This is a genomic window from Paractinoplanes deccanensis (genome assembly GCF_016862115.1).
Classification (GTDB): domain Bacteria; phylum Actinomycetota; class Actinomycetes; order Mycobacteriales; family Micromonosporaceae; genus Actinoplanes; species Actinoplanes deccanensis.
The window spans coordinates 1-671 of the sequence record NZ_BOMI01000254.1 but is presented as its reverse complement, the minus strand read 5'-3'; the positions used below and the strand labels follow the sequence as shown (position 1 = coordinate 671).

At 77.0% G+C, this 671-nt stretch carries 1 protein-coding gene; it reads right to left on the bottom strand.

Annotated features, from left to right (window positions below; genetic code table 11):
- Positions 1-671, bottom strand: a 671-nt coding sequence (locus tag Ade02nite_RS48885) for a ketoacyl-synthetase C-terminal extension domain-containing protein (RefSeq protein ID WP_203778300.1), incomplete at both ends; no start/stop codon positions are given.

The window sequence follows — 671 nt, the reverse complement described above, 5'->3', positions numbered from 1 at the left end:
TGCCCCGCGAACACGAACGCCACGCGGGGGCGGCCGGCCACGCCGCGGAGGATCTCGGCGGCCGGCTCGCCGGAGGCCAGCGCCGCGAGGCCGGCGTCGAGGTCGCCGCCGACGATCGCCGCGCGGTGGGCCAGCGCGGCCCGCGCGGTGGCGAGTGCGAAACCGAGGGCGGGGGCGGAGACCGGCGCGGACCGCAGGCGTGCGGCCTGGGCGCGCAGCGCGGTCTCGGACGCGGCGGACAGCAGGACGGGCAGGGGCGCGGTCTCCGGCTCGGGTGCGGGTTCCTCGCCCTGTTCGAGGATGACGTGGGCGTTGGTGCCGCTGAGCCCGAACGCGGACACGCCGGCCCGGCGCGGCCCGCGCTTGCCCGGCCACTCCACCGGTTCCGCGGCCGGCTCGACGGCGCCGGAGGACCAGTCCACCTGCGACGACGGCGCGTCCACGTGCAACGTGCGCGGCACCACCCCGTGCCGCATCGCCATCACCATCTTGATCACACCGGCCACACCCGCAGCGGCCTGCGTGTGCCCCAGGTTCGACTTGATCGACCCCAGCCACAGCGGCGTCTCCCGGCCCTGGCCGTACGTGGCGAGCAGCGCCTGCGCCTCGATCGGATCGCCCAGTCGCGTGCCGGTGCCGTGGCCCTCGACCGCGTCCACCTCTGCTCCGCT